The organism is Citrobacter sp. wls826, assembly GCF_005281245.1.
In the GTDB taxonomy this organism is placed as follows: Bacteria; Pseudomonadota; Gammaproteobacteria; order Enterobacterales; family Enterobacteriaceae; genus Citrobacter; species Citrobacter braakii.
Genome location: NZ_SZWS01000048.1, coordinates 154,393 through 163,338 on the forward strand (window position 1 = coordinate 154,393; position 8,946 = coordinate 163,338).

At 55.0% G+C, this 8,946-nt stretch carries 7 protein-coding genes; 6 read left to right on the plus strand and 1 reads right to left on the minus strand.

Annotated features, from left to right (window positions below; genetic code table 11):
* The 5 genes from FDW87_RS11370 to FDW87_RS11390 all read left to right on the plus strand — a co-directional run.
* On the plus strand, positions 1 to 3,344 hold a 3,344-nt coding region (locus FDW87_RS11370), incomplete at its 5' end, for a nitrate reductase subunit alpha (RefSeq protein ID WP_252363123.1).
* Positions 3,341 to 4,885, plus strand: a complete 1,545-nt coding sequence (gene narH / locus FDW87_RS11375) for a nitrate reductase subunit beta (protein WP_016156550.1) — start codon at positions 3,341 to 3,343, stop codon at positions 4,883 to 4,885. The genes FDW87_RS11370 and narH, both read left to right, overlap by 4 nt.
* Positions 4,885 to 5,580, plus strand: a complete 696-nt coding sequence (gene narW / locus FDW87_RS11380) for a nitrate reductase molybdenum cofactor assembly chaperone (RefSeq protein WP_095715980.1) — start codon at positions 4,885 to 4,887, stop codon at positions 5,578 to 5,580. Before narH ends, narW begins: the two co-directional genes overlap by 1 nt.
* The gene (gene narI / locus FDW87_RS11385; protein WP_003833047.1) at positions 5,577 to 6,257 is read left to right on the plus strand and encodes a respiratory nitrate reductase subunit gamma; all 681 of its coding nucleotides are present in this window, start codon (positions 5,577 to 5,579) and stop codon (positions 6,255 to 6,257) included. Before narW ends, narI begins: the two co-directional genes overlap by 4 nt.
* Positions 6,258 to 6,392: 135 nt before the next feature.
* Positions 6,393 to 7,286, plus strand: coding sequence for a PhzF family isomerase (locus FDW87_RS11390; protein WP_016153118.1), 894 nt, complete (start codon positions 6,393 to 6,395; stop codon positions 7,284 to 7,286).
* 57 nt (positions 7,287 to 7,343) lie between these two features.
* Here FDW87_RS11390 and nhoA read toward each other — a convergent pair whose 3' ends face one another.
* Entirely contained in the window at positions 7,344 to 8,189 is an 846-nt protein-coding gene (nhoA, locus tag FDW87_RS11395) for an N-hydroxyarylamine O-acetyltransferase (RefSeq protein ID WP_137379756.1), read from the minus strand.
* Positions 8,190 to 8,346: 157 nt separating this feature from the next.
* Here nhoA and FDW87_RS11400 point away from each other — a divergent pair, with 157 nt between their 5' ends.
* The gene (locus FDW87_RS11400) at positions 8,347 to 8,919 is read left to right on the plus strand and encodes a flavin reductase family protein (RefSeq protein ID WP_016156553.1); all 573 of its coding nucleotides are present in this window, start codon (positions 8,347 to 8,349) and stop codon (positions 8,917 to 8,919) included.
* The last annotated feature ends 27 nt before the right edge of the window (positions 8,920 to 8,946 follow it).

Sequence of the window (8,946 nt, forward strand, 5' to 3'; positions counted from 1 at the left end):
TGCTGGCCTGGGAATCCATTATGAACGACCCGCAAAAATGCCAGAGCTACAAACAGGTACGCGGGCGCGGTGGTTTTATCCGTTCCAACTGGAAAGAGCTTAATCAGCTCATTGCTGCCGCCAACGTCTGGACGGTGAAAACCTATGGCCCGGATCGCGTGGCCGGGTTCTCCCCGATCCCTGCTATGTCGATGGTCTCCTATGCCGCAGGCACACGTTATCTTTCGCTACTGGGCGGAACCTGCCTGAGCTTCTATGACTGGTACTGCGACTTACCGCCTGCATCACCGATGACCTGGGGCGAACAGACCGATGTTCCAGAATCCGCCGACTGGTATAACTCCAGCTACATCATCGCCTGGGGGTCAAACGTGCCGCAGACCCGTACCCCGGATGCGCACTTTTTTACTGAAGTACGCTACAAAGGCACCAAGACGATTGCCATTACGCCGGATTACTCGGAAGTCGCTAAACTGTGCGACCAGTGGCTGGCCCCCAAACAAGGAACAGACAGCGCGTTGGCGATGGCGATGGGCCACGTCATCCTGAAAGAATTCCACCTCGACAATCCCAGCGATTACTTCATCAATTACTGTCGTCGCTATACCGATATGCCGATGCTGGTTTTGCTGGATGTCCGGGAAGATGGCAGCTACGTGCCAGGGCGCATGATGCGCGCCTCAGACCTTGTCGATGGTCTGGGCGAAAGTAACAATCCGGAGTGGAAAACCGTGGCCATTAACACTGCTGGCGAACTGGTGGTCCCGAACGGGTCTATCGGTTTTCGCTGGGGCGAGAAAGGTAAATGGAACCTGGAGCCACTGGCGGCTGGCGCTGAAACAGAACTTTCCCTCTCGTTGCTTGGTCAGCATGATGAAGTGACCGGCGTGGCATTCCCCTACTTCGGCGGCAACGAAAACCCGCATTTTCGCAGCGTGAAACAGGAACCCGTGCTGATTCGTCAACTGCCGGTAAAACATCTTACCCTCGCCGACGGCAGCCGTTGCCCGGTGGTAAGCGTCTATGATCTGGTGCTGGCGAATTACGGCCTCGACCGCGGTCTGGATGACGCTCATAGCGCGCAAGATTACAGCGAAGTGAAAGCCTACACCCCGGCCTGGGGAGAGCAAATTACCGGTGTCCCTCGTCGTCATATCGAACAAATCGCCCGTGAGTTTGCCGATACGGCGCACAAAACCCATGGCCGTTCGATGATTATCCTCGGGGCTGGCGTCAACCACTGGTATCACATGGATATGAACTACCGTGGAATGATTAACATCCTCGTGTTCTGCGGTTGTGTGGGACAAAGCGGCGGCGGCTGGGCGCACTATGTGGGTCAGGAGAAACTGCGTCCGCAAACCGGTTGGTTGCCGCTGGCCTTTGCGCTGGACTGGAACCGCCCGCCGCGTCAGATGAACAGCACCTCGTTTTTCTACAATCACTCCAGCCAGTGGCGTTATGAAAAACTCACCGCTCAGGAACTCCTCTCTCCGCTGGCTGACGCGTCGAAGTTTAGCGGACATTTGATCGACTTTAACGTGCGGGCAGAAAGAATGGGCTGGCTGCCGTCCGCGCCGCAGCTCAACCTCAACCCTCTGACCGTCAAAGCAAAGGCAGAACAAGCGGGAGTGTCGCCTGCGCAATACACTGCACAGGCGCTGAAATCGGGTGAAATTCGTTTTGCCTGCGAGCAGCCGGATAGTGGTAACAACCATCCGCGTAATCTCTTCGTCTGGCGCTCTAACCTGCTCGGCTCCTCCGGTAAAGGGCATGAATACATGCTCAAGTATCTACTGGGTACCGAAAGCGGGATCCAGGGGGAAGCGCTCGGTTCAAGCGAAGGTATTAAACCTGAAGAGGTGGAATGGCAGTCCGCGGCGATAGAGGGCAAGCTTGATCTGCTGGTAACGCTCGATTTCCGTATGTCGAGTACCTGCCTGTTCTCCGATGTCGTTTTGCCGACCGCCACCTGGTATGAAAAAGACGATATGAACACCTCGGATATGCATCCGTTTATTCACCCGCTGTCGGCGGCGGTCGATCCTGCGTGGGAATCGAAGAGCGACTGGGAAATTTATAAAGGCATCGCCAAAGTCTTCTCTGAGGTTTGCGTCGGGCACCTTGGGCAAGAAACGGATGTGGTATTGCAGCCGCTGCAACACGACTCCCCGGCAGAACTGGCGCAGCCGTTTGACATTCAGGACTGGCGTAAAGGCGAATGCGATCTCCTCCCGGGGAAAACGGCGCCCAATATTGCCGTCGTGGAACGTGACTATCCCGCCACCTACGAACGCTTCACTTCGCTCGGTCCGCTAATGGACAAGCTCGGTAACGGCGGGAAAGGTATTACGTGGAATACCCAAGCGGAGGTCGATTTCCTCGGCAAGCTGAACTACACCAAACGCGAAGGTCCGGCGAAAGGCCGACCACTGATAGACACCGCGCTGGACGCGTCTGAGGTGATCCTCGCCCTCGCACCGGAAACGAACGGTCAGGTGGCGGTGAAAGCCTGGGAAGCGCTGGGAGCGATGACCGGACGCGACCATACGCATCTGGCGTTGAACAAAGAAGACGAGAAAATCCGTTTTCGCGATATTCAGGCGCAGCCGCGCAAAATCATCTCCAGCCCCACCTGGTCCGGGCTAGAAAGTGAACATGTCTCCTATAACGCAGGCTATACCAACGTCCACGAGCTGATCCCGTGGCGCACCCTGTCCGGTCGCCAACAGTTGTACCAGGATCACGCGTGGATGCGAGCCTTTGGTGAAAGTCTGGTGGCATATCGTCCGCCTATCGATACCCGAAGCGTCAGCAATATGCGCGAAGTTCCGCCTAACGGCTTCCCGGAAAAAGCGCTCAACTTCCTGACTCCGCATCAGAAATGGGGGATCCACTCTACCTACAGCGAAAACCTGCTGATGCTGACGCTGTCGCGCGGCGGCCCCATTGTCTGGATCAGTGAGACCGATGCTAAAGAGCTGGGCATTGAGGATAACGACTGGATTGAAGCCTTTAACGCCAACGGCGCGCTCACCGCGCGGGCTGTGGTAAGTCAGCGCGTGCCGCCGGGAATGACCATGATGTATCACGCTCAGGAGCGAATCATGAATATCCCTGGCTCGGAAGTCACCGGTATGCGCGGCGGGATCCACAACTCAGTCACCCGCGTCTGCCCGAAACCCACGCACATGATCGGCGGCTATGCGCAACTGGCATACAGCTTCAACTATTACGGCACAGTCGGCTCTAACCGCGATGAGTTCATCATGATTAGAAAAATGAAAAATATTAACTGGCTGGATGATGAAGGTCGCGATCAGGTACAGGAGGCGAAAAAATGAAAATACGCTCACAGGTAGGCATGGTTCTTAATCTGGATAAGTGCATCGGCTGCCACACCTGCTCCGTCACCTGTAAAAACGTCTGGACCGGACGTGAAGGGATGGAATATGCGTGGTTTAACAACGTTGAGACCAAGCCAGGCATTGGCTATCCGAAAAACTGGGAAGATCAGGAAGAGTGGCAAGGCGGCTGGGTTCGCGATGTTAACGGGAAGATAAGGCCGCGCCTGGGCGGCAAGATGGGCGTTATCACCAAAATTTTTGCTAACCCGGTGATCCCGCAAATCGATGATTATTACGAACCCTTTACCTACGATTATCAGCATCTGCATAGCGCGCCGGAAAGCAAGAATCAGCCCACCGCACGTCCGCGTTCGCTGATAGATGGCAAACGGATGGACAAGATTATCTGGGGGCCTAACTGGGAAGAGTTGCTCGGCGGTGAGTTCTCAAAACGTGCCCGCGACCGTAACTTTGAGAAAATGCAAAAGGAGATGTACGGGCAATTCGAAAACACCTTCATGATGTATTTACCGCGCTTGTGCGAACACTGCCTGAACCCAAGCTGTGTCGCCACCTGCCCGAGCGGTGCCATCTATAAGCGTGAAGAAGACGGCATCGTGTTGATCGACCAGGATAAATGTCGCGGCTGGCGCTTGTGCATCAGCGGTTGTCCGTACAAAAAAATCTACTTTAACTGGAAGAGCGGTAAATCAGAGAAGTGCATTTTCTGCTACCCGCGTATTGAGTCCGGCCAGCCGACGGTATGTTCGGAAACCTGCGTGGGACGCATCCGCTATCTTGGCGTATTGCTGTATGACGCCGACCGCATCGAAGAAGCAGCCAGCACCGAGCATGAGACCGATCTCTACGAGCGTCAGTGCGATGTGTTCCTCAATCCACACGACCCGGCGGTCATTGAAGAGGCGTTAAAACAAGGTATTCCGCACAACGTCATCGAAGCGGCCCAACGTTCGCCCGTTTACAAGATGGCGATGGACTGGAAGCTGGCGCTGCCGCTGCACCCGGAATACCGCACCCTGCCGATGGTCTGGTATGTACCGCCGTTGTCGCCGATTCAGTCGGTCGCTGACGCGGGGGGACTGCCGCACAATGGCAACATTCTGCCAGCGGTTGAATCACTGCGAATTCCGGTTCAGTACCTTGCCAACATGCTTAGCGCGGGCGATACCGGTCCGGTACTGCGCGCGCTAAAACGAATGATGGCCATGCGCCATTATATGCGTTCGCAAACCGTAGAAGGCGTTACGGACACCCGCGCGATTGAGGAAGTGGGTCTGACCGTTGAGCAGGTTGAGGAGATGTATCGCTATCTGGCCATCGCCAACTATGAAGACCGCTTCGTGATCCCGACCAGCCACCGTGAAATGGCGCGTGATGCGTTCCCGGAGAAAAACGGTTGCGGATTTACCTTTGGCGACGGCTGCCATGGTTCAGATACCAAATTCAACCTGTTTAACAGCAGTCGTATTGACGCCATCGACATCACCGAAGTGCGCGATAAAGCGGAGGGTGAATAATGCAAATCCTGAAGGTTATCGGCCTGTTGATGGAATATCCCGACGAGTTGCTGTGGGAGTGTAAAGACGAGGCGCTGGCGCTTGTGGCCAGCGATGCCCCAATGCTAACCGAATTTAGCCAGGGGCTGCTCAATGCGCCATTACTGGATAAACAAGCCGAATGGTGTGAGATATTTGACCGGGGCCGGGCCACCTCTCTGCTGCTGTTTGAGCACGTGCACGCCGAGTCTCGCGATCGGGGTCAGGCGATGGTTGATCTGTTGGCGCAGTACGAAAAGGTCGGACTGCAGCTCGACTGCCGCGAACTGCCGGATCATCTGCCGCTGTATCTTGAGTACTTAAGCGTGTTGTCGGAAGCGGAGGCCAAAGAAGGATTGCAGAACGTGGCACCGATTCTGGCGCTGCTGGGTGGGCGTTTGAAACAGCGTGATACGCCGTGGTATCAACTGTTTGACGCCCTGCTACTGCTTGCCGGAAGCCCTCTTTCAAGTGACAGTGTCACTAAACAGGTTGGCACGGAAACCCGCGACGATACCCGACAAGCGCTGGATGCCGTCTGGGAAGAGGAACAGGTGAAGTTTATCGAGGATAACGCCACCGCCTGTGACAGTTCACCGTTACAAAACTATCAACGACGCTTTAGCCAGGACGTGGCACCTCAGTATGTCGACGTCAGCGCGGGAGGCCCGAAATGATACAGTACCTGAACGTCTTTTTTTACGATATCTACCCGTACCTCTGTGGCACGGTGTTTATCCTCGGCAGTTGGCTACGCTATGACTACGGGCAATACACCTGGCGGGCCTCTTCCAGCCAGATGCTGGACAAACGCGGCATGGTGTTATGGTCAAACCTGTTCCACATCGGCATTCTGGGGATCTTTTTCGGGCACCTGTTTGGCATGTTAACCCCGCACTGGATGTATGCCTGGTTCCTGCCGATTGCGGTGAAGCAGCAGATGGCGATGATCGCCGGTGGGCTCTGTGGCGTGCTGACGCTGGTCGGTGGAGCTGGCTTGCTGGTACGTCGTTTGACCAATCCGCGCATTCGTGCAACCTCCTCCACTGCCGATATCCTGATCCTCTGCGTTCTGCTGATTCAGTGTATCCTCGGCTTAACCACCATCCCATTCTCTGCGCAGCATCCCGACGGCAGTGAAATGCTGAAACTGGTAGGTTGGGCGCAGTCGGTGGTGACCTTCCAGGGCGGCGCGTCTGCGCATCTGGATGGCGTGGCGTTGATTTTCCGTGTGCACCTGGTTTTGGGGATGACTATCTTCCTGCTGTTCCCGTTCACACGCCTGGTTCACGTGTGGAGCGCGCCGTTTGAGTACTTTACCCGCCGCTATCAAATAGTGCGTTCACGCCGATAAATTCGCATTGAAATGTCGGGTGACGACACGCCTTATCCGGCCTACAACCAGGTACCGTGGGCCGGATAAGATAGCGATCATCGCCATCCGGTATTTTGCACGTTATGATGCTTCTCCATTCCAGGGAGAACGTTAATGAAACCACAGGTTTACCACGTCGATGCCTTTACCTCGGTACCCTTTCGCGGCAATTCAGCAGGCGTGGTTTTGCATGCTGACGGACTGAGCGAAGCGCAGATGCAACTCATTGCTCGCGAGCTGCGTCATTCGGAAACCGCTTTCCTGCTGACCAGCGACGACAGCGATGTTCGCATCCGCTATTTCACGCCGACGGTCGAAGTTCCTATCTGTGGGCATGCTACCGTCGCTGCACATTATGTGCGGGCAAACGTGCTTGGTTTGGGCAACAGTACAGTCTGGCAAACCTCGCTGGCTGGTCGTCATCGGGTGGATATCGAAGCTACCGGGAATGACTATCGTATTAGCCTTGAACAAGGCGTACCCGGATTTGAACCTCCGCTGGAAGGGGTTATTCGTAGTGCGATTATCGAGGCCCTACACCTGAGCGAAGACGATATGCTGGCAGGCTTGCCGATTCAGGTTGCTACCACCGGGCATTCGAAAGTGATGATTCCGCTCAAGCCCGAGGTGGACCTCGACGCCCTTTCCCCTGATTTGCAGGCTTTGACAGCCATCAGCCAACAAATTGGCTGTAACGGCTTCTTTCCTTTTCAAATCCGCCCGGGCGAAAACGCCACCGATGGCCGCATGTTTTCGCCTGCAATTGGGATTGTGGAAGACCCGGTTACCGGCAATGCCAACGGTCCAATGGGCGCGTGGTTGGTTCACCATGGGCTGATGGCGCATGATGGGAAAACGTTACGTGTTCAGGGACATCAGGGCCGTGCGCTCGGGCGCGACGGTATTGTTGATGTGACGGTGACTATCCGTGATAACCAGCCAGAAAAAGTCACCATTACCGGTTCGGCGGTGATCCTGTTTCACGCAGAATGGGCGATAGATTTTTAATTGTTCCCGTAGGCCGGATAAGGCGATTACGCCAATCCGGCACTAATCCCGATGCCCCTATTTCCCCGCCTCCGGATGCGTATCAAACGCCGCCATTACCGTGGTCAGCTCATCCTGGGTAAAGCCATGCTTCACGTCATCCACGCCCAGGCCAAACCGCTCCTGCAACAAGGCATACAGGCTGGGGACGTCAGGCAGATTAATCTGTTCTACCGCGTGTCCATCCTGATAATGGGTGAAATGAAAATTGGTTAACGTTAATTTCCCGCCGTCGGGCAGATGACGACACATCAGCAAATGATGGCGAAAATGTGATTGCGGCCAGTGAGCGGACCAGAAGTTGCCTATCAGATAATCGCTCTGATGCTGTACGACCAGGTCGAAACGGTACATTGATTGCCAGTGTTCGTGATGACAGAACTGTAGGATCCAGTCTTCACCTTCCTGAATCAGCCGATATTCGCCGTGTGGTGTCTTCTGCTCAATGTTCGCCTGCAGACGAATCGGCGCCGTCAGCGTCTGCCCGCCGAAACCAACGTCGGCGATCCACTGCTCTCCCTGCAACTCAACCAGCAACAGACGATGCGTGCGTGGTGGCAGGCTTGACGGGTTCGCCAGTACCACACGTCCGAGCAGACTGCGTACGGTAAAACCGATTTCGCGTAGCGCTCGCTCAAATACTCCGTTCTGTTCAAAACAATAGCCGCCGCGACGCGCCGTCACCAGCTTCTCCTCCAAAGACAAATCGTCAAGCTGCATCTCTCTTGGAAGCAATACATCCAGGTTTTCAAAAGGTATGGCGGCGTTGTGCAGTAAATGCAGCGCCCGTAAGGTTTCAATGTTGACCCTGGCCAAATCTGACCAGCCAATACGGGCAAAATAAGCGGTTAAAAAAGGCGTCATACGGAGTTCCTGTTCGATTAATGCAGTACTTATAGCGCATTTTTAATTTTGCGCCGTCGATTTTGTGCGTTGTTCCTCCAGACGAGGCGACAAAATCTCTAATACCGTTAATATCTATGTTTATTGTGGTGTGTTATCTCTCAGCCAAGGAGCATCCATGAGCCATTTTCGTCCGATCGAATTAAAACATGCCAGTCGGTTGCTAAATCACGGCCCAACGATATTAATCACCAGCCGGGATGAGCATACCGAGCGGCGAAATGTGATGGCTGCCGCGTGGTCAATGCCCGTGGAGTTTGAACCACCGCGGATCGCGATTGTTGTCGACAAGACCGCCTGGTCACGTGAGCTCATTGAACGTAGCGGCAAATTCGGCATCGTTATTCCGGGCGTTGCCGCCGCCAACTGGACCTGGGCCGTAGGCAGCGTTTCCGGTCGTGTGGAAGATAAATTCAACTGCTACGGCATTCCCGTGGTGCAGGGACCGGTACTGGGTTTACCGCTGATTGAAGCAAAATGTCTGGCCTGGATGGAGTGTCGCCTGTTGCCTGCCACTGCGGCACAGGAAAAATATGACACGCTGTTTGGTGAAGTGGTCTCGGCTGCCGCTGATGAGCGAGCCTTCGTGGAAGGACGCTGGCAGTTTGATGATGGCAAGCTCAATACCCTGCATCACCTTGGGGCCGGAACGTTTGTCTCCAGTGGAAAACTCATAACAGCAGCTGAATAATGGCACGACAAAACGGGCGGAAAATCC